19 protein-coding genes are annotated in these 20,043 nt (G+C 53.6%); 16 read left to right on the top strand and 3 right to left on the bottom strand.

Annotated features, from left to right (window positions below):
• Positions 1 to 204: 204 nt before the first annotated feature.
• From AC3RCL_RS24800 to AC3RCL_RS24755, 10 genes are all read left to right on the top strand, one after another.
• Positions 205 to 1,185, top strand: a complete 981-nt coding sequence (locus AC3RCL_RS24800) for an aldo/keto reductase (protein WP_492532601.1) — start codon at positions 205 to 207, stop codon at positions 1,183 to 1,185.
• A 78-nt stretch (positions 1,186 to 1,263) separates the two neighbouring features.
• Positions 1,264 to 2,604: an LLM class flavin-dependent oxidoreductase gene (locus AC3RCL_RS24795; RefSeq protein WP_015737074.1), complete on the top strand. Its 1,341-nt coding sequence runs from the start codon at positions 1,264 to 1,266 to the stop codon at positions 2,602 to 2,604.
• Positions 2,605 to 2,609: 5 nt separating this feature from the next.
• Positions 2,610 to 3,386, top strand: a complete 777-nt coding sequence (locus AC3RCL_RS24790) for an ABC transporter permease (RefSeq protein WP_492532599.1) — start codon at positions 2,610 to 2,612, stop codon at positions 3,384 to 3,386.
• 41 nt (positions 3,387 to 3,427) lie between these two features.
• Entirely contained in the window at positions 3,428 to 4,444 is a 1,017-nt protein-coding gene (locus AC3RCL_RS24785) for an ABC transporter substrate-binding protein (RefSeq protein WP_096776376.1), read from the top strand.
• A 21-nt stretch (positions 4,445 to 4,465) separates the two neighbouring features.
• Complete coding sequence (locus tag AC3RCL_RS24780; protein WP_192570793.1) at positions 4,466 to 5,239, top strand: ABC transporter ATP-binding protein; 774 nt, start codon at positions 4,466 to 4,468, stop codon at positions 5,237 to 5,239.
• A 34-nt stretch (positions 5,240 to 5,273) separates the two neighbouring features.
• The gene (locus AC3RCL_RS24775; RefSeq protein ID WP_492532596.1) at positions 5,274 to 6,116 is read left to right on the top strand and encodes a sulfurtransferase; all 843 of its coding nucleotides are present in this window, start codon (positions 5,274 to 5,276) and stop codon (positions 6,114 to 6,116) included.
• 134 nt (positions 6,117 to 6,250) lie between these two features.
• Entirely contained in the window at positions 6,251 to 7,030 is a 780-nt protein-coding gene (locus AC3RCL_RS24770) for a helix-turn-helix domain-containing protein (RefSeq protein WP_492536466.1), read from the top strand.
• A 159-nt stretch (positions 7,031 to 7,189) separates the two neighbouring features.
• A complete protein-coding gene (locus AC3RCL_RS24765) occupies positions 7,190 to 8,086 on the top strand; it encodes a phytanoyl-CoA dioxygenase family protein (protein WP_492532594.1) in 897 nt (298 codons plus the stop codon).
• 209 nt (positions 8,087 to 8,295) lie between these two features.
• Positions 8,296 to 9,144 (top strand): AraC family transcriptional regulator, encoded by an 849-nt coding sequence (locus AC3RCL_RS24760; protein ID WP_492536463.1) that lies wholly within the window; start codon positions 8,296 to 8,298, stop codon positions 9,142 to 9,144.
• A 260-nt stretch (positions 9,145 to 9,404) separates the two neighbouring features.
• The gene (locus tag AC3RCL_RS24755) at positions 9,405 to 9,923 is read left to right on the top strand and encodes a DinB family protein (RefSeq protein ID WP_492532592.1); all 519 of its coding nucleotides are present in this window, start codon (positions 9,405 to 9,407) and stop codon (positions 9,921 to 9,923) included.
• Positions 9,924 to 9,997: 74 nt separating this feature from the next.
• Here the strand turns inward: AC3RCL_RS24755 and AC3RCL_RS24750 are convergent, their stop codons facing one another.
• A complete protein-coding gene (locus AC3RCL_RS24750) occupies positions 9,998 to 11,026 on the bottom strand; it encodes a LacI family DNA-binding transcriptional regulator (protein WP_096776369.1) in 1,029 nt (342 codons plus the stop codon).
• 308 nt (positions 11,027 to 11,334) lie between these two features.
• Here AC3RCL_RS24750 and AC3RCL_RS24745 point away from each other — a divergent pair, with 308 nt between their 5' ends.
• The 4 genes from AC3RCL_RS24745 to AC3RCL_RS24730 all read left to right on the top strand — a co-directional run bounded on the left by AC3RCL_RS24745 (position 11,335) and on the right by AC3RCL_RS24730 (position 15,820).
• Positions 11,335 to 12,384, top strand: a complete 1,050-nt coding sequence (locus tag AC3RCL_RS24745; RefSeq protein WP_213579586.1) for a 2,3-butanediol dehydrogenase — start codon at positions 11,335 to 11,337, stop codon at positions 12,382 to 12,384.
• A 191-nt stretch (positions 12,385 to 12,575) separates the two neighbouring features.
• The gene (locus tag AC3RCL_RS24740; RefSeq protein WP_096776368.1) at positions 12,576 to 13,334 is read left to right on the top strand and encodes an ABC transporter ATP-binding protein; all 759 of its coding nucleotides are present in this window, start codon (positions 12,576 to 12,578) and stop codon (positions 13,332 to 13,334) included.
• Positions 13,331 to 14,032: an ABC transporter permease gene (locus tag AC3RCL_RS24735; RefSeq protein ID WP_492532589.1), complete on the top strand. Its 702-nt coding sequence runs from the start codon at positions 13,331 to 13,333 to the stop codon at positions 14,030 to 14,032. The genes AC3RCL_RS24740 and AC3RCL_RS24735 overlap by 4 nt, the downstream gene beginning before the upstream one ends.
• Positions 14,033 to 14,062: 30 nt before the next feature.
• A complete protein-coding gene (locus AC3RCL_RS24730) occupies positions 14,063 to 15,820 on the top strand; it encodes an ABC transporter permease (RefSeq protein ID WP_492532587.1) in 1,758 nt (585 codons plus the stop codon).
• A gap of 143 nt (positions 15,821 to 15,963) precedes the next feature.
• On the opposite strand, the gene AC3RCL_RS24725 is transcribed toward AC3RCL_RS24730, so the two are convergent.
• Together AC3RCL_RS24725 and AC3RCL_RS24720 are read right to left on the bottom strand one after the other, a co-directional pair.
• Entirely contained in the window at positions 15,964 to 16,968 is a 1,005-nt protein-coding gene (locus tag AC3RCL_RS24725) for a FecCD family ABC transporter permease (protein WP_096776366.1), read from the bottom strand.
• Positions 16,969 to 16,970: 2 nt separating this feature from the next.
• On the bottom strand, positions 16,971 to 18,011 hold the full coding sequence (locus AC3RCL_RS24720; protein WP_015737052.1) for a FecCD family ABC transporter permease: 1,041 nt from the start codon (positions 18,009 to 18,011) through the stop codon (positions 16,971 to 16,973).
• A 151-nt stretch (positions 18,012 to 18,162) separates the two neighbouring features.
• Here AC3RCL_RS24720 and AC3RCL_RS24715 point away from each other — a divergent pair, with 151 nt between their 5' ends.
• Together AC3RCL_RS24715 and AC3RCL_RS24710 are read left to right on the top strand one after the other, a co-directional pair.
• A complete protein-coding gene (locus AC3RCL_RS24715; RefSeq protein WP_492532584.1) occupies positions 18,163 to 19,170 on the top strand; it encodes an ABC transporter substrate-binding protein in 1,008 nt (335 codons plus the stop codon).
• 149 nt (positions 19,171 to 19,319) lie between these two features.
• Positions 19,320 to 20,024, top strand: a complete 705-nt coding sequence (locus AC3RCL_RS24710) for an RNA polymerase sigma factor (protein WP_452518276.1) — start codon at positions 19,320 to 19,322, stop codon at positions 20,022 to 20,024.
• Positions 20,025 to 20,043 lie beyond the last annotated feature (19 nt).

Genomic DNA, 20,043 nt, shown 5'->3' with positions numbered 1-20,043 from the left:
ATAGAATTAGATGCTTTGTTTATCTACCTAACCAACGGAGATGAACGAGACGTTCGATTCTAAGGGCTTCATGATATTTATAACGCTAATATGATTGATGCACATTCTACCGGACAACCGGAGATGCATCCTTGGATAAGTTGTGATCCGAGGGGTGTCTCCGGTTGTTTTTTTATGAATCTAGCAAAGTGAGGGGTTGTCATTATGCAGTATAGAACACTGGGCAGAACCGGGGTTCAAGTGTCGGAGGTAAGTCTCGGGACGATGTCTTTCGGGCGCTGGATCGATGAGAGGGCTTCGGCCGCCGTATTGGATCAAGCGCTTGGTTCCGGCATCAATCTGATCGATACGGCTGACGTGTACGGCACGGGCATGGATAACGGAAACGTCAATCAGCTCGGGGAATCGGAAGAAATTCTGGGCAGGCTGCTGAAGGAGCGAAGACAGGACATTCTCCTGGCAACCAAGCTGCATAATCGCATCGGACCCGGCATCAATGACCAGGGCCAAAGCCGCTATCATATTTACCGTGCGCTGGAGAACAGTCTTGCCCGGCTCCAAACGGATTATATCGATCTCTATCAAGTACATCGGTTTGATGAGTTAACCCCGCTGGACGAGACGCTTGAGGCGCTTACGGATCTTGTACGGCAGGGGAAAGTGCGTTACATTGGCTGCTCGAACTACGCGGCTTGGCAGCTAGCCAAAGCCCACGGCATCAGTGCGCTGCATGGCCTTCGCCGGTTCGAGAGCGTACAGCCGGAATACAGCCTCATTACTAGAGAGATTGAACGCGAGCTGATTCCCTTTGCCCAGTCCGAGCAGGTCGGGGTTATCGTGTACAGTCCGCTCGGACGGGGCATATTGTCCGGCAAATATCGGGCGGGCGAAGCTCCCCCAACGGACTCGCGCCTAGCTGCAGGCGAGCAGCGGTTACGATTGCTGCTGAACCAGCGGCATGCGCTTTCCATCGTGGAAGGGATCCGGCCGCTGGCCGAGCAGCGGGGATGGACGCTTCCGCAGTTCGCCCTGAATTGGGTGCTCAGCCGCCCTGGCATCACGTCAGCCATTGTCGGGGCATCGAAGCCTGAACACATCGCGGATACGCTGAAGCATTCGGATGAACGGCTGACAGAGGAAGAACTGCAGGAGATCGACCGCCTGACGGAGGAATTCCGCGGATAAAGCAGATATAACGCCAGTACCTATTCGGCATGATCATGATCAACCATAACCAATATGGATCAGGAAGGTGACACAACCATGAGTTCAAAACGTCGTCAATTGCATCTTGGATTGTTCTTATTCGGGACGGGCTATCATCCCGCGGGCTGGAGGCTGCCCGAAGGCAAAACGGACGGGGCTTACGATCCCCAGTTCCTGAAGGAGGTCGCCCAGAAGCTTGAAAAGGCCAAGTTCGATTTCTTTTTTCTGGGGGACCGATTGGCCACGAGCGCGGATATGCAGCATTTATTCCCTTCCCAAATGACGCGGCTGGAGCCGTTCACCATGCTGTCCTATCTCGCAGCGGCAACGGATAAAATCGGTTTGATCGGCACGGTGAACACCACCTATGCCGAGCCTTACAACATCGCACGCTTCACGGCATCGCTGGATCATCTCAGCCGGGGCCGGGCCTCATGGAATGTCGTGACAGGCTCCGATACGCGGGCTGCGCTGAATTTCAGCCGGGAGAAGCATTGGGATAACGCCAAACGATACGACTACGCCGAGGAATTCATTGAAATCGTCAGCGGGCTGTGGGACACCTGGGAGGATGACTCCCTTCCGCGGGACAAAGCAAGCGGCGTGTTCGCCGACGGCAGCAAGGTGCATGCCCTGGACCATGTCGGCGAGCACTTCTCCGTCGCCGGGCCGCTGAACATTCTGCGTCCGATACAGGGACAGCTTCCGCTGATCACGGCAGGAACCTCCCTGCGCAGCCAAATGCTGGCGGCCCAATATTCCGACATGGTCTTCACCGGAACGAACGTCAAAGAAGTCGCCGTGAAATTTTACAAGGAAGTGAAAGGGCGCCTGCCGGCGTATGGAAGGGAAGCTTCGGATTTGAAGGTCCTTCCGGGGCTGGTTCCGATCGTGGGCCGGACGGAGGAAGAAGCACGGGCCAAATATGCGGAGCTGAACGAACTGGTGGTGACCGATTTCGATCTGGGTCCCCTTTCGGATAAGATCGGAATCGACCTGAGGGGATATTCGCTGGAGGATCCGCTGCCTGACCTATCCGCTTCGGAAGCCGCGCTGCACTGGGCCGACTTGGCCAGAGGGGCGAACGGACGCGAGGATATTACGATCAGGGACCTGTTCTATTTCTTCACCGTCACGGTCCGCGGGCATCTGCTCGTGGTCGGCAGCGCGCAGCAGGTAGCGGATATCATCGAAGAGTGGTTCCGGGATGAAGCGGCCGACGGGTTCAATGTTTGCCCTCCCTATATGCCTGGCGGTTTGGATCTGTTCCTGGAGCTGGTTGTGCCGGAGCTTCAGCGCAGAGGCTTGTTCCGCACCGAGTATGAAGGCAGCACCTTCCGGGAGCATTTGGGACTGAGCCGCCCAAGGAACCGTTATGACCTGATTGCAAAGGGGTGAGCCGGATGGGAACGAGGAATGCCAAGAAATTCCCCGGCATCTGGGCAGGTCAGGGGGCATTGCTGCTGGTCATACTGGGGATCTGCGAGGTTCTGGTTCGCACGGAGACCGTCAGCAGCTTGTATCTGCCTGCGCCTTCCCAAGTATTCCGCGAACTGTTCAAGCTGTTCGGTGACGGGGAGATCTGGAAGCACCTGTACGTCACATTGGGCGAGTTCGTTGCGGGCTACGGCATTGCGGCCATTGGCGGGCTCGCCGTCGGCATGGCTCTGGTGCTGATCCCATGGGCGGAGCGGTTCTTCCGGCCGTACCTTTCGGCGCTGATGGCGATTCCGAAGGTGACGATCGTCCCGCTGCTGGCGCTCTGGCTCGGGATCGGGATCACGCATAAAATATCGATTGTTTTCCTGTTTTGTTTCTTTACGATCACGGTCAATACGATGACCGGAATCAAACAGACGGCGGACAACCATCTGAAGGTCGCCAAAGTATTCGAGGCGACGCGCTATCAGACCATCATGAAGGTGATATTGCCATCGGCTGCGCCCACCATTTTTGCCGCTCTCCGAATTTCGGCCGCTACCGGACTGGTCGGGGCGCTGTTCGGGGAGATGCTGGCGTCGAAGGATGGCCTTGGCAATATTCTCGTGAAGGCGACATCGCTGTACAATACCGCACAGGCTTTTGCCATTGTAGCGCTGGTTACCGTCGTATCCGTACTTATCATTTCATTGATCGATTTGTTGGAACGCAGCGTTTTTTTGAAATGGAAATCATCATAGACCATCGGGCAAAAGCACCACTACCAGGGGGAGAGAACCATATGAACAGAAGAGGAATACGTCCATACCTAATAGCACTTGCGGCGCTATGGCTGATCGCCATGACGGCCGGCTGCGCAAGCGGTCAAGATAACGGGAAGGAAGCGGCACCGTCCGCCGGGGACGGAGAGAGCGCGGCAGGCGCCAAGCTGGAGAAGATCCGGTATGCGCCGCTTAGCGGGGTCAGCGGACTGGCGGTGTCCTTCGGGGCGGAGAAGGGTTTCTTCGAGGAGGAAGGACTCGACGTCGAATTTATCACCACCAAGGACCCGATAGCCGGTCTGACCAGCAAGGACATTGACGTGGTCGACGTGGCCACGACGACGGCGATCGTGGCTGCGGGCAAGGGCGCTCCCGTCAAAATCGTCTCCTCCATGTTCCGGACCAAGGGGCCGTTCTACCTGATCGCTTCGCCGGAGATCCAGAAGGTGGAAGATCTGAAGGGCAAGAAGGTGGGCATCGCCGTGTTCGGCAGCGGCCTGGAGGTATATACGCAGGTCATCCTGAAGGAGCACGGATTGAGTCCGGACGATGTGACCTTCATTGCCAACAGCACGCATCAGGCGGCTTACGCGAGTCTGGAAACCGGACAGGTCGACGCCACCATCATTCATGAACCGTTCGCTTCTCTGGCTGAAAAGCAGGGAAAGGGCCATATCATCGCTACAGGCTGGGATTACCTGCCGACCTTCCACACCGGAGTGCTGGCGGCCCGCGACGGTATTCTGGAAGAGAAACCGGAATTGGTCGAGAAGCTGCTGCGGGCTTACTTCAAATCGCAGGAGTATGCGAAGAGCCATCCGGACGAATTTAAGGCTTACTATCTGAACAACATCGAGATCGATCCCGAGGTGCTGGATCTGGCGCTGAAGCGCGAAGAGGTGCTGTGGGAGAACAATCCGGACGTGGACATCAACGCGTTGAATGATACCCAGCAGATTCAGAAGGAGCTGGGCTTCCAGGATGAGATCTACAAGGTGGAGGATATTCTGGACCTCAGGTTTATTCCGAAAAAATAAAGTATGGCAGGAGGCGTTCCTATGTCCGGCTTTACGGTTGAAAATGTCTCGAAGGTCTATGGCGGCGATCTTCCAACAATCTCGCTTCAAAATATAAACCTGCAGGTGAGGGACGGCGAATTTCTGTGCATCCTCGGGCCGAGCGGCTGCGGAAAAAGCACGCTGCTGGAGCTGCTGGCGGGATTGCAGCTTCCGACGGAGGGCGACATTTTGCTGGATGGCAAGAAGGTTCAGGGGCCTACGCGGAGCTCTGGGGTCGTATTCCAGGATGCATCCCTGTACCCGTGGCGCACCATTTCGCAGAACGTCGGCCTTGGGCTGGAGCTTGCCGGCATGAAAAAAGCGGAGCGGCAAACGCTCGTGGACAAATATCTGAGCATGGTCGGCTTGGAGGGATTCGGCTCGAAATATCCACATCATTTATCGGGTGGCATGCGGCAGCGAGCAGGGATCGCAAGAGCGCTCGTGAGCAGTCCGAGCATCCTCCTGATGGACGAGCCGTTCGGCGCGGTGGACCATCTTACCCGGCTTCAGCTTCAGCAGGATCTGCTCCGCATATGGCAGGAGGAGCAGAAAACGGTGGTGTTTGTGACCCATGACGTATCCGAAGCCGTCTTTCTCGCAGACCGGGTCGTCCTGCTGTCCCCGCGCCCCGGGCGCATTCACCATATTTTCGATGTTCCCCATGAGCGTCCGCGCAAGCGGGAGGATGCCAGCCTCCTGAAGATTCAGAACGACATCTACGCTGCGATTTATGACGTCAAGACGGAAGAGGATTTGGAATTTACGATTTAAACGGCAGCTTGATATCAGAAGGGACGAGGAGCCTATGTCAAATATCGTAAGCAAGGAATGGGTGCTGGAACAGCTGCAGTCGAATCCGGGTCAGCTTGTCGTTGCGGACGTCCGATTCAGCCCGGGCGATGCGAATTACGGCTACGAGGTTTATCAGCGCGAGCATGTGCCCGGTGCCGTATTCGTTGATTTGAAGAAGGATTTGACGGATTCTCCAGGCGAGCACGGCGGCAGGAGCCCCTTGCCGCATACGGAGGAGCTGGCCCGGAGGCTCGGCAAGCACGGGATCGATGCGAGTACGCCCGTCGTTGTCTATGACGATGACCTTCGCCCGGAAGGTGCGCGGTTATGGTGGATTTTGAAATATCTGGGCCACGGTTCGGCATATATATTGGATGGAGGATTCGCCGGCTGGAAGTCGGCCGGATATCCGCTCACCTCGAAAAGAAGCGAGGCGGCTCCGCGCGTATTCCAGCCGAACGTGCGGGAGGAATGGCTGGCTGATGTGAATGAGGTGAGGGCAAAGATCGGCAAAACCGGCGTGACCCTGCTCGATTCAAGGGATTGGAAGCAGTTCACGGGAGAAACGGCACCACAGGATCCGGTGGCCGGACATATTTCGGGAGCGGCGCATGCCTATTGGAAGGACGGGATCGATGATGACGGGACGCTAAAGGGAGCCGAGCGGCAGCGGGAGCGTTTTGCCGGGTTGTCCTTCGATGACGAAGTGATTGTATATTGCGGATCTGGGTTGTCGGCTTGCCCGAACGTGCTGGCTTTGCGGGAAGCCGGGTACCGCAAGGTGAAGCTGTACGCAGGCAGCTGGAGCGATTGGATCAGCTACAAGGACCATGAGATTGCCGCAGGTGAAGATTGATCATGGATCATGCTGAGACTGCAGTTAAGGTGCTTCTCGCAGGTTATCCCGACTTGACGTAAGGTTTATCGACGGTATAGTTGAAATCATAACCGTTCGAAATCGACATGCGGCAAGGGGGATTAACAACCTTGATGGAATGTAAAAGTTTTATTGGCGCTCATGATGAACATTGGGAAGATGACGGCTTAAGAAGCCACCAGGAACTTGAGATTACGTTGATAATGGAAGGTAGCGGCCGCTTTTGCGCGCACGGCAGGGAAGCGAGAGTGGAATCCGGGAACGTGGTTCTCATTCCGTCCGAGGTTCCCCATTCGTTCCACGCGTTGTCTCCTATACGCTTCGGCGTGCTTTTGGCAGACCGCATTCCGTCTGAGGTGAAAGAGCTGTTCGACAGGCTTATTCAGGATGGCGGCACTCGTATCATCGCCCTGTCCCGTCTGGATCGGGAGCGTTATGAACGCTTGTTCCGCGAATGGCTGAGGATCCGTTCTGCTCCGTTGAAAGACCCGATACGGAATTATGCGGTCTGGGTGGAGCTGCTTTTATTGTTTCTTAACGAACACGCCCATTCCGGTCATCAGGCGCTGTCCATCTCGTTCATCGGCGACTACATCCGTCAGCATATCCGGGATCCAATGCATGTCTCTACCCTGGCGGAAATGGCGGGGCTGTCCGAGGATGGCTTCCGCAAGCAGTTCGCCAAAATATACGGCATGACCCCGAAGCAGTACCAGCAGCAATGCCGGCTTGCGGAAGCGAAGTGGCTCTTAAGCTCCTCCGATAAAGATCTCCAGTCGCTTGCCGAATCGGTTGGCTTCTCCCAGCTTCACTCGTTCTCGCTCTGGTTCAAAAAAATGGAGGGCTGCCCGCCATCGGAGTGGAGAAACCGGCAGCGCCTATATCATCACTAACGCGCTTACGATAGCCTACCGCGGATGCAGACGGGTTTTGCGTAAATTTGGTTCGGTTTTCGGTAACGACTTCCTCTTCCGGATCCACTAGGATAAGGATACTTGAAGCGTGAATGTTTCGCTTCAGGTTATCCTGACGGACAGAAAGGGAGGTTTGTTATGAAGGTGACCATCGGACAACGGGAACTGGAGTGGGGAGGTAAATACCTCACGGAATTAAGAGACTGCAATGACATGCTGGAGGATACGGTCGCGCTGCGAAACCGGCTGCGGGAGGATGGATATCTCCTGATTCGCGGTTTCCATAAGCGGGAACGGGTCTTGAACGCAAGAATGGAGTTCTTGAATAAACTCGGGGCCATGGGCAGATTGGATCCCCATGCCCTTGTCGAAGACGGGATCGTCGGACCGGAGAATAAGGGCGGAATGTGGGGCGGCAGTACCGAGGAATTGCAGCCGGATTTCCCCCAGTTTTTGGACGTTGTCAATTCGCCAGCGGTGCTGGACTTCTTTGGACGATTGCTGGGCGGAGCCGCGATGACATACGACTACAAGTGGCCGCGCGCCGTCGCTCGCGGAGGCAATACCGGCGCTCATTACGATGTTGTGTATATGGGTAGAGGCACGAAGGATTTGTACACTATGTGGACGCCGTTCGGGGATATCCCTCTTGAAATGGGAACGTTGGCGATGTGTCTCGGGTCCCAGCATTTTACGAAAATCAAGATGACCTACGGTGAAATGGACGTTGATCGTGACAATGTTGCCACGGGCTGGTTCTCCGAGGATCCCGTCGAGATTGTGGACCGTTACGGCGGGCAATGGGCGACGACCGCTTATGAAGCCGGAGACGCCATTATATTCGGAATGTACATGATGCACACCTCGCTGAACAACAGCACCAACCGTTACCGAATCAGCGCGGATACCCGTTATCAGCTTGCATCCGAACCGGTGGATGAGCGATGGATCGGCCGCAAACCCAAGGGTCATTATGCTTGGGGACGAACGCCGCAGAAGTCGGTAGCTGAAGCCCGAAAGGAATGGGGAGTATAAGCGATCCCATGGCTTAAGCTCGGATTGCGAGAGTAGAGTACATCTCAAAAAAAGAACGCAAAACTCGTCGACCAGATTACTGGAGGCATGGCCATGAAGCCGTGCCTCTTTGTTGTTTTTAAGCGGTGAAGGCAGGCGTATCATGCTCCGCATGTTGCATTTGGCAGGAAGCATTTTATTTGAGGCGGGAGGGATTTCATGTGAAGGAGATGGTCTTCGAGCATGCGAATATGAAGTACTGCATACCTTCGGACATGGAAAGAAAGGGCGGAATCTGGATTCTCCGTGCAGGCCGGAGTTTGGCCAGGCCCAACTACAGCGTCGGCCCCAAAATATCCGAGAACTATGCGCTGCATTTTGTCCTGAACGGGAAAATCTCGCTGGCATTCGGGGATAAGGTGGTTACGTTGTCGGCAGGGGATGCCTTTTGCCTGTTTCCTCAAACGAGGTACAGTTATTGGGAACCGAACGGCGATCCCGAACCCACGCTGCGCATGCAGTGGATCGTCTTGGACGGAGAAGCAGCGGAGAGCGCATTGACCCGAATCGGGCTGCACCCGTCCACGCCCTTTCTGCATAACGTGATGAAGGGCGGGCTGCAGGCGGTGCTGGATCAAATTTACGGGTGCGTGGATGACGATACCATCGGTCACGAGTTTGGACGGCAGAAATGGTTGTATCAGCTGTTTGAACTTTTGGCTGCCGCCCCGGCCAAAAGAGGAATTAAACCGAATTGGCTCGAACAAAGCGTGCATTACATGGATTCCCATTACATGGAAGGGATCACGGTGACGGATGTGGTCCATCAAGCCGGCGTGCACCGGACGCATCTGTACTGCGAATTCATTCGGGTGCATGGCATCAGTCCGAGCCATTATTTGATGAAGCTGCGGATGGAGCGGGCAGCGGTTCTGCTGACCGAAACCGACGTGTCCGTGACGGAGGTGGCGTTCTCGCTGGGATATTCCAATCTCCACACGTTTTCGAGAGCATTCGCTAAGTATTATCGCATATCGCCTACCTCGTATCGGCTGCAGCATGCGCTGGTTCCGAAATAGGTGAACGCAAAAAAGGCATGCCGCACAAGGCTGTGACAGGGAGTTACATGGAACCTGTTGCGGTCTTTTTTTGTTGGAACTAGAACCATAGGATGATTCACGCTTATTTGGCCGCATATATGCTAAAATGGGATTAGGTTAATTTCAGGAGGCGTTCGACATGAAAACAACAATCGTTCACGGGCAAACTTATATGGGGATTAGCGCATAATTGCCCTTAAACTGCGTGCTTCCCCGCCTATGAAAAGGGGAACAACGATTTGAAAACATGGATCTTACAGCAGTATGATTACCACGTATGGGCAAACCGGAAGGTTTGCGAATATTTGCAGGGGCTTTCGGAAGAGGTATACCGCAAGGAGATTGTCAGCGTCTTTCCATCCATTTATGACACGATGGTGCACATCTATGTCATTGATTTCGGCTGGCTGTCGTTCTTTAACGCGGGCGGAGTCACGGAGATGTCGCCTGCGTACTTGGAGAGTCTGAAGGATTCGATTGCTCGGCTGGTTGCGGAAACGGAAGGCAAACGAATCGAAGAATTGGGCCGGTTAATGGACGATCTGGCTGCACGCTTCCGGTTGTTTATCGAACAGCACGAGAATCTGCACACCATCTATCCGTCCGGAGCTTTTAGAGCCAGCTGCCTGGATTATATTCAGCATATGGTCAATCACGGGACCTATCATCGGGGGAACGTAACCGCCATGCTCCGGCAAATCGGACATCCCGGCACACCTACCGACTATGGCTATTATTTGTATACGATAAGCCATTAGGCGTTCATGATTCATAATGGGAAAGAGCCCGGAACATCGCGTTCCGGGCTCTTCTTTACGGGTCCGAATCACGCTTAGTCGATTGTTGCGGTTCGGATCACGGACACGCTCGATTCCCTGACAATAAGCCTCGGCTCGAATTGCACGCGCTCGAATTGCCCGGTCTTTTGCTCGCGAAGCCGCTTCAGCAGCAATTCCGTCGCAAGCCGGGCCACTTCATCGCCCATGATGGACACCGAACTGATCTGCGGCGTCGTGACGGTGGTCCATGCATTGTTATCGATGCCGACGACCGCCACATCGTCGGGAACCCGAACCTTCAGCTCCTTAAAACGGTTGACGATGCCGATGGCAACCATATCGTTAACCGCGTAGATGGCGTCCGGCATATGCCTCAGGCCATAGAAATAGTCCGCCGCGCGAACCCCTGTCTCAAACGAGAAGTCCTCCCCGAAATAGACAAGCGACGGATCGACTTTCTGCAGCGACTGTTCATAAGCCCAATAGCGCTCTTCGATTTTATCCTTGGGCGCACCGGCATAGGCGATTCGGCTTCGCCCGATTTTCAGCAGATGCTCCATGACAAGCCTGCCCTCCTGGCGCGCGAGGCCGACGATATCGGCTCTATACTCTTCACCCAGTTGTTTTCCGTAATTAATGATGGAGACGGGGAGGCTCGATTTGTTAATGAGGTCGCCAAGCGTTTTGGGATAGGCCAGCGGCATGATAATCAGGCCGTCCACGTGCAGTTTTTTGATATCCCTCACGATTTCCAGCTCGTTCCGTGCGTTCCCGGCCGTATTGATCTGAACGACCCGATAGCCGTGCTGTTTGGCGGTCTGTTCGACCGACCAGGCGATTTCCGGGATGATCGCATTCCGGATGTCGGGCACGGCGAGAGCGATTTGATTCGTCTGGCGGACCTTCAGGCTTTGAGCGGAGGTATCCGGACTGAAGCCGATTTCCTCGATCACCTGCATGATCCGCGCTTTCGTTTTCGGGCTGATGCCCTTGCTGTCGTTGATGGCTCGGGACACGGTTGCGATACCGACGCCCGCTTGTTTGGCGACATCTTCGATCGTTACTTTTCTGGGGTTCACCATATTCGATAAATTCCTCTCTATATCGGAAACGTTTCCTGTGTATGTGCGAATACAAGATGGGATTGAAGCCATTAACTATATTATAACATTAAGCTCGTCTCTCCATCACGGGATTCGCAGGTGGAACAAGCAAGCGATGCTGCATTTCCATGGCAAAGGCAGGGGAACGGCAGTCTGCAGTTGTCCATGACATTTCATACATTTTCGTGGAACGGGTTTGACAGATTGTCAAAACTGTGACATATTTGATTTCGGAAACGTTTCCTATTTCATTTTTATTTTTTCGAACCTATAAGGAGATGAAGACGATGCAAGCATTGCGCTGGCATGGAGTAAAGGACCTGCGTTTGGAGACGATCGCGGAGCCGCAAGCTACGAACGGAAAAGTGAAAATCAAGGTCGAGTGGTGCGGGATTTGTGGCAGTGATCTGCACGAATACGTGGCCGGGCCTATATTTATACCTGAGAATACGCCTCACGCCCTTACCGGAGAACAGGCTCCGGTGGTTATGGGCCATGAGTTTTCCGGCCAGGTTGTAGAGGTTGGCGAAGGCGTTACGAAATTCAAGGCTGGCGACCGCGTGGTTGTAGAGCCTGTCTTTGCATGCGGAACATGCGAAGCTTGCAGACAAGGGAAATACAATCTGTGCGACAAAATGGGCTTTCTCGGGCTCGCCGGCGGCGGCGGCGGTTTCTCCGAATATGTCGCTGCGGATGAGCACATGGTTCATAAAATCCCGGACAGCGTTTCTTATGAACAGGGAGCTCTGGTGGAACCTTCGGCAGTCGCGCTGTACGCCGTGCGCCAAAGCCAGCTGAAGGCTGGGGATCGGGCGGTCGTATTCGGTGCCGGGCCGATCGGCCTGCTTGTCATCGAAGCATTGAAGGCGGCGGGAGCATCCGAGATTTACGCCGTGGAGCTGTCCCCGGAACGCAAACAGAAAGCCGAGGAATTGGGGGCTATCGTCATTGATCCGAAGGCCTGCGATGTGGTAGAAGAGCTTCATCGCCGTACCGGTGCCGGAGTCGATGTGGCATTCGAGGTGACCGGGGTTCCGCCGGTTCTGACCCAAGCGATCAACTCGACGAAGATCGGCGGACAGATTATGATTGTCAGCATCTTCGAAACCTCCGCTCCGATCGTGCCGAATGACATCGTGATGAAGGAACGTAACATTACCGGAATCATCGGCTATCGCGACGTATTCCCGGCTGTGATCAGCCTGATGGAAAAAGGCTTCTTCCCGGCGGATAAGTTGGTCACCCAGCGGATCAAACTGGATGAGGTTATCGACCGGGGCTTTGAAGCCCTGCTTAAAGAGAAGAACCAAGTGAAGATCCTGGTGAGCGCTCACTAATATCGAAGCTGCATGGCTTATGAAAGACCGCGTAACGCGGTCTTTTTTTCTTTGGATGTTTATGCCAATAAGATATCAAACTAGTCAATGGCATTCCATGGATTCCATGAGATTACATATATAACCAAATCTGATATACTCATAGAGTATTTTATCCAGGTATAGACAAATAAATCGAGTGGAGGGATTGGATGAATCAGAAGAGTTTGTTATCGGTTCGCAATATCCACAAAACCTATGATGGAGACGGATTTAAAGTTCAAGCGCTAAAGAATGTTTCGTTTGGGCTGGCGGAGGGCGAATTGGTGGCGATTATGGGAACCAGCGGCTCCGGAAAAAGCACCCTGCTTAACATTATCAGCTCCTTGGACACCCCTAGCTCAGGCAGCATCGAGTTAAAGGGAGAGGTCATGGACCATATCTTCGTGGAACCTCATGCAACCCGCTACCGACGAGAAAATATCGGTTTTGTATTTCAATCTTTTCATTTATTGAATGATTTAAGCGTAGAAGAGAACATGGCGATTCCCTTGATCTTGCAAGGGGCATCGGAGGCGGAGATTCAGCACAAAGTCCAGGACATGCTCACTCTGCTTGGACTTGCGAGCTGGAGGAAGAAACGGCCTGTTCAGCTGTCAGGGGGACAGCAGCAGCGGGTAGCCATCGGCCGGGCGCTGATTACGAATCCGCCGCTGCTGCTGGCAGACGAGCCGACCGGCAATCTGGATTACAATACCTCAAAGGAAATTCTTGAAGCTTTGGTGGAGATGAGAAGCGCCTTCAATCAAAGCATGATTATAGTAACGCATGATCCGAATGTAGCGGTTTATGCCGATCGGGTGTTATTTTTCCATGACGGTCAAATCGTGGATCAGTATGAGAGCAGCGGAGAGCGAAAGATGGATCCGATATTGAACATATTCAAGAAGATGATGGAGTTATCCGCATGATTCATTCCCTACGAGGCATAGCTTTTCGTATACTGGCCCGTAACAAGTCGATTATGTCCTTTTCCGTGATTAGCATAAGTTTGGCCGTGTTTCTGATGATCACGATGTCTTCATTCATGGCGAATGCCGACCGTTCCATAGACCACGAAGTGAAGTTGCAGTATGGCGATGTCGATATGGTGGTGGGATACACTAACGAAGTGGATCATGAGACATCAAATCAACGCATTATGGATTTAATGCAGTCCACAGGCGGGGTACGACAGGCCTCTCCGGTCATGCTGTCCCGGATGTTCGTTAATGATCTAGCTGCACCTGTAGCCGTTGCCGGTATTGAGGATGACGCGTTGTCGATGAGCCGATATCATTTCACAGCATATCCGGGACGCGGGGAGTTGATTCTGAACGAGTCGCTTGCAGAGGAGTTACAACTGCGGGTGGGCAGTCGGATGAAGGTTGAAGGGAAAGCGTACACAGTCACGGAGATCATTGGCGATCCGGTTGCCGCTGCAGGTACCACATCGGATCTGCTGCTTATGAACCGGGAGGAAGTCAGGCAGATTAAGGCTGCAGGAGCCCAGCATGATGCGGTGTCAAGTTATGTGATGGTGCAGGCGGCGGATGATACCGACTTGCTGGTTCTGAGTGAGCAGTTACAAGAGCTGGAGCCCGGGCTAACGATCGAGATTGCCGCGTAGAATTCAACATTGAAGGCGGGCTTGTCTATCTTGGGCAATTACATCCTGGTCATCTCGGTCCTGATTGTTATGGTCATCTCCCTGTTGATCGTGTCCAATTTCGAAGGCATGCTGCATAAATACCGCTTCCAATTCGCCGTTCTCAGGTCTATGGGCGCGCAAACCGAACAGTTGTTTAAGATGGTGTTCATCCAATGCACGGTTACGAATGGGCTCGGTGTTCTGAGCGGCTTGCTGGTATCCCTACTAGGTTACACTTACATTATCCCATGGATATCCGGACTGTTTCTGGTTCCGCTGACGGATAGCCGTTTTGATGTTGGAGTTGCGATGATGGTAGCGGTGGCAAGCTTTATCATCCTGGAGTTATTTATGTTGATTCCTGCTTACAGAAGCACCAAGATACTGCCGCTTAAGATGCTGGAGATGAACCAGAATAACGATTTTAAAGGGCGAAAGGGACGAAAAACATTAGGGAAAGTGCTGATGGCGGCCTGCCTGTTTTTCATCCTCTTTGGGATCGCATTCTCGGGCACCCCGTCAGCTAACGCGGAGTTAAGCTTTTTAATGGGATTTCTATTGTTCGTATGGTCCGTGTTTACGATGGTTCCCGTATACCTTCCCGGTGTGTTGGCTAAGGTGTCGCCTGTGTTGAAGCTGCTAGGGGGGCGAGTTTCTTATGTTGCTGTCAAAAATCTTGTGCCGCAGGTCAAGAAAAACACCTTCGTTATTCTGACGATCAGCCTTGCCATGATGATTGCCGTCATCGGCTCGTCTCTTCTGAATACGATACAGCATAACGAACGGAATTATATCAAGACGCAGTATGCCACGGATATTCAGGTAGTCGACCGGCTGGAGAACTCGTCATCGATTGACCCTGAGCAATTAAAGCAGCGGATTTCTGAATTGGAGGGGATACAGGAAGTCAGCACCGTCAGCAGATTAAGCCCTGCCAAACAGGGACAAGACGGTAGGGTTATCGACTATGCGTTGGCTGATTTGGAAGCGTTGGCGGCTCAGCGGCTGCTGCCGAAAATTTCGGATGTAGGGAATGCCGTTATCGTATCCAACCGTTACGCTGATGAACATGGGTTAAGCATCGGCGACTCGATTGCTTTGTCGGTATACCAAGAAGAAGATCCAGAGAACTTCAAGAATGCGGGAACATTGACGGTAGCGGCCATTACGGAGCCATTCCAACAGGCGGATATGTATATCGATTGGTCGAATGCAGCCTTCCATACGAAGTTTACGATTTTTGGTACAGCTTATATAACACCAGTGAACGAGATTGCGGCATTAAATCAGCTGGAAGGCATCAAGGGGCAGTTCCCAACGGTGGATATCAGCAGTTATGCCCAAGCTCTGGAGAATTCAAGCAATATGTACACGCGGGTATGGTCTTTTTTCCTAAGTGCTATCATTGTGATTATGCTAAGCGTGACCATCGGCGTATTTAATTCCCTCATTAACAATATTTACAGCAAACGTAAGGAATATGCCGTATTACGGGCTATATCCGTGGACAAAAAGGGTCTCGTCGGGATCATTCTAACGCAGGTGCTGCTGTACCTCTGTATCGGCATGATTGTGGGGATTTCGCTCGGGATCGTTCTGCTGTATGCATTTAGGCTGATTGACCCGGCACCTGTCCATATTCATGCAACATTCGTAACTGCGATCATGGGAATCATGTTGACTCTGGTGTTAGCCGTATTCATTCCATATGCCAGGAGCCTTGCGAACAAAAAGGTTGCGTCCGAGCTGAATCATAGCCACGTATAGCGGTTGTACCAGCAATTGGCTGGGAGTAGGTCACACAGGCAATTTAATATTCAAGCTCAGACGCATGATACAAAACAACGGCGATTTCCTCCTGCATAGACCGGGAGGCGATCGCCGTCTTTTTTTGTTAAACCCATTCCACCTTAATCCTTGATCAACAAATAAATAAAGTAGGGTGCTCCGAGACAGGAAACGACCAAGCCGACCGGGATTTCGGAAGGGGCCATCAGGTTCTTGCCGATCATATCGGCCACAAGCAGCACCAGCGAGCCGAGAAGCGCGGAGACAGGCAGCATTCCTTGATGACGGGGACCCACCAGCTTGCGTGCCAAATGCGGAGCTACGAGTCCGAGGAACGCGATGCCGCCGCCAACGGCGACGCAGGCGCCCGCCAGGGCAACGGAGATGAACAGCAGCGTTCTTCGCTCGCGCTCGACCGTAACCCCAAGCCCCGCAGCCGTGTGGTCTCCCAGGTTAAGCACATTCAAATTTTGCGATTTATATACCGCCCAAGGAACCAGGAACAGGATCCACGGAAGGATCGCAACGACATACTCCCAGCTTGCCCCCCAGATGCTGCCGGACAGCCAGATGGTGGCCTGCATGAAATTGTTAGGGTCCATCATCAGCTGGAATACGATAATCAGCGCCCCGAAGGCCGCGTTGATGCCGATCCCCACAAGCACCAGCCGGATCGGCGTGACGCCTTGCTTCCAGGCCAGCGAATAGATGAGGAAGGCGGCAAGAAATGCACCGACTAGCGCGGCAAAAGGCATGATATAGACGGACCATATGCCGGAACTGAAAGAGCTTCCTTGAAAATAAAAAATATACAGTACGACGGCCAATCCTGCCCCGGAGTTGATGCCCAGAATGCCCGGGTCTGCCAGCGCGTTTCGCGAAACGCTTTGCAGTATGGCGCCGGAGACGGCGATTCCCGCGCCGATCAGGATGGCAATGACCATGCGGGGCAGGCGAAAGTGCATCAGGACGGTATAATTCTGTTCGGAACCTGTCCCGTTGAACGCTTTGACCACTTCGGCCAGCGGGATTTTCATCGTTCCCATATTCAGGCTGACCAGGAATACGGCAATGATAGCCAGCAGCAGGATCATGGATACGGAGATGATTTTTCTCGTTGTATTCATCGTTACAGCCCTCTCCCTTCGCGCCGTGCAAGATAGAGGAAGAAGGGAACGCCGATCATCGCCGTAATTGCGCCGACCGGCGTCTCGAACGGAGGATTGATCATCCGCGCACCCACATCGGCAAACACCAGCAGAAGTGCTCCCATGACGGCGGAGCAAGGGATGATCAGCCGATAGTCGGGTCCGACGATGAAGCGGACGATATGCGGGATGACGAGCCCCACGAATCCGATCGTTCCGCCTACAGCCACCGCTGCGCCTGTCAGCAGCAGCACAACGAGCGTGCCCAGGAACTTGACGGTTCCCGTTTTTTGGCCAAGCCCGGTAGCGACTTCCTCGCCCAGGCTCATGACGGTAATGGATCGGCTGAGCGCCAGCGCAATCAGCAGCCCGACGATGGCGACGGGGATCAGAAGTTTCACGTTCACCCATTGCACGCCCGACACGCCACCGGCATACCAGAAGCTGATATCCTTGGCAACGTTAAAGCGGATGGCAATGGCCGAGGATATCGAGCTCAGCAGAGCGGTAACGGCTGACCCGGCCAAGGCCAGCTTGACAGGCGTCAATCCCCGTTTGGATAACGAGCCGATCAGCAGCACAAGCCCGGCCCCCAGGCCGGCGCCTGCAAAAGATAACAGCATGAGCGCAGTAATGGATGGCGACTCCATAAAGGCAAACCCGATCGACATCATGAAGGAGGCACCGGCGGTGACGCCCATAATGGAAGGGGAGGCGAGCGCATTCCTTGTCATGCCCTGCATGATGGCTCCCGATACGGCCAAGGAACCGCCGATCAGCGCAGCTGCCAAGGCCCTTGGCATTCGAAGTCTCTGGATAATCTGATGCGGGGTGGAATCGGCATCGAAGCGGACAAACGCCTCCCATATGGTGGACAGTTTAATGTTCGACGCGCCATAGATAATCGAAGATGCCATTGCGGCAGCCAGCAGACCAAGCCCCAGGAGAATGACGGCCGCCGCTGTTTTGGGACGGTAAATGGATTTTGCGGTTGTTTTGTGATTGGGATGATTTGCCTGCATGTTCACCTAAACCTTTATGTTGATAAAAATATTGAAATAACGTATTGTAAATGAGAATGAATTTCATTATCATGGTTAGTGTTATTATATCACTTCATGCGTAGAATGCTAGTGATTGCGCCAAAAAAATATACATAGGGGGAAAGAAAAGATGAGTCTTTTCAAGAAAAAAATATGGATTATCGCAGGACTGCTGGCGGCTTTAACGCTGCTTGCAGCTTGCGGTAACAGCAAGGACGCAGCCGGTAACGAGCCGACGGGGACGCCAACGCCAAGCGAGCAGAACGAAGCCAAGCCGGAGGAAGGAAGCACGGAAGCGAAGACGGAACGAACGTTGACGGACGCCATGGGCCATGAAGTGAAAATTCCGGCTGAGCCGAAACGGGTGATCGCTTCTTACTTGGAGGATAACCTGGTGGCATTGGGCATTACCCCGATCGCGCAGTGGTCGGTCAAGGGCGGAAGCGTCCAGGATTACCTGCAGGATGCGTTAAAAGACGTGCCGACCATTGAGCATGATCTTCCTTTTGAAGCGGTAGCAAGCTTTCAGCCGGACCTGTTGATCATGGACTCCGCTTCTATGGTAGAAGGCAATAAATACAGCCAGTACAGCAAGATTGCTCCTACCTACGTCATCGGCAACGAAGTCAATAACGATTGGCGCGAAGAGCTGAAGAAAGTGGGCGAAATCTTTGGCATGGAGGAGGAAGCTCAAGCCGCGCTTGATCGTTACGAGCAGAAGGCCAAGGATGCCAGGGATCAAATCCAACAGGCGATCGGCGGTGAATCCGCTGCGGCTATATGGCTTGTCGGCGGCAAATTGTTCGTTGTCAGCGAGACGCTGTCCAGCGGCGCCGTTATGTACGGCGACTTGGGACTTACCGTACCGGGCGTGGTGAAGGAAATCTCGGCATCGGCTACCGGCAACTGGTCCTCCATTTCCCTCGAGAAATTGGCCGAGCTCGACGCGGATCATCTGTTCTTTATTAACAGCGACGGCGAAGGCGCCGAAGTGCTTCAGGATCCGCTCTGGGCGAATATTCCGGCCGTCAAGAACGGCAACATCTATGAATATGGAAAAGATACAAGCTGGCTCTATACCGGCACGATTGCCAACAGCCAGATCATTGATGACGTGCTGGAAAGTTTGGTGAAATAAACGCTGTCAGAGTGAACAAAGCAGCCGCCGCCCGATATTGTCGGGAGGCGGCTTTTTGGTATATGGATATGGATATGGGCTAAGATAACATGCAAACCTTGAGCAGGAAAACACGGGCACTCACAGAACTAGTTAGCGAGGTGGGAATCATGATGCCGAAGTATATGCCGGACTTATCCAACATCCAGACCAAGCTGCACCGATACTGCATGCGAATCTCGGGGGATCCATGGGAAGCGGAGGATCTGCTGCAGGATGTCATGATGAAGGTGATGCGGGCCGTTGAAACCGACCCTGGAAAACATCTGTCCAATGCCTATTTGTTTCGCATCGCAAGCAACGCGTGGAAGGACCGACTGAGGAAGGATAAGCCCGGGATGAGGGTTTCCGAGAATGTGTTAGGAGATAGGGCGGCCGTAGATGACGGCTTATCCACCAGGGAGCTTTTGGAGGTCTTAGCGGACCGGTTATCGCCACGTGCGATGGTGATTTTGCTGCTTATGGACGTATTGGATTTCACGGCCAGGGAGACGGCCGAATTTCTCTCCATGTCCGAAGGGACGGTTCAGGTGTCGCTCGGACGTGCGCGAGCCAGGCTGAAGAAGCTGCATCGCATGCAGCAAACAGGCGATGAACCTAAGCCGCAGGAGAGAGACCCAGCGGGTACATCCGCAGCACTGGATATGGATGCGCTTGTGATAGCTTTTCGAAGAAGAGATCCCCAAGCGATTTGTACTTCGTACCTTCAACTGACCAAGCTGCGCATCAGAATAAGCAAATTGAGCCGGGTTGGCGGAGTCCTTGCATTTTATATGGAAGATCCGGATGGAAACGTGTGGAAATTTACGGAATAAATTTGGACCCTGTTTGGTT

This window comes from Paenibacillus sp. MT86 (assembly GCF_058792535.1).
This window is presented reverse-complemented; position numbering and strand designations above follow the sequence as displayed.